This is a genomic window from Candidatus Nebulibacter yamunensis (assembly GCF_024208055.1).
Taxonomy (GTDB): Bacteria; Pseudomonadota; Gammaproteobacteria; order Francisellales; family Francisellaceae; genus Caedibacter; species Caedibacter lacustris.
Genome location: NZ_JAMBMW010000059.1, coordinates 1 through 785 on the forward strand (window position 1 = coordinate 1; position 785 = coordinate 785).

General features: G+C 61.1%; 1 protein-coding gene. It reads left to right on the top strand.

The annotated features are described in order from the left end of the window. Positions 1-740 (top strand): amino-acid N-acetyltransferase (gene argA / locus M1V25_RS10270; RefSeq protein ID WP_498843225.1); only part of this gene is annotated, 740 nt, incomplete at its 5' end. Positions 741-785 lie beyond the last annotated feature (45 nt).

Here is a 785-nt window from a genome sequence, read left to right on the forward strand (position 1 = left end):
ACTCGGCGACCGGCGAGACCTTCAACCTGCTCAGCGACGAGCTGGCATTGGCAGCGGCCAAAGCCATGCGTGCCGACAAGCTGGTGCTGTTCACCAGCCAGGATGTCGTACCCGGCGAACTCAGCCTGAAAGACGAAACCCCGGTGGGCGACCCGGTGCAATCACTGGCTCTGGAAGCCGTGAAAGCCGATATACCGCGGGTTCATATTCTCAACGCCGCCCAGGACGGCGCGTTATTGCACGAGCTCTACACCCGCGACGGCAGCGGGCTGATGGTCAGCGCACAGGATTTCGACAGCCTGCATCAGGCCAGCATCGATGACATCGGCGGCATCATGCAGCTGATCGAACCGCTGGAACGGCGTGGCGTGATCGTGGCCCGTTCGCGCGAACAGCTGGAGCTGGAAATCGACCGCTTCACGGTGATGGCGCGCGATGGCAGCATCATCGGGTGCCGCGCGCTCTATGCCTACCCGGAGCAGGCGTGTGGCGAACTAGCCTGTATTATCGTCGCGCCCAGCTACCAGCATGGTGGCCGAGCCAGCGCTCTGCTGCGTCATGCTGAGCAATCCGCCAAGGCGCAGGGTTTGAATCGGTTGTTCGTGCTCACCACCCAGACCGAACACTGGTTTGTCGAACACGGCTTCCGGCTCGGCAGCCTGGATGAGTTGCCACCGCAAAAACAGGCGTTTTACAACTACCAGCGTAATTCCAAGGTCCTGATCAAAGATCTGAGCTGAATTCGATGGCCCACATTCCCCGCATCCACTGGCCTGATCCCCTGC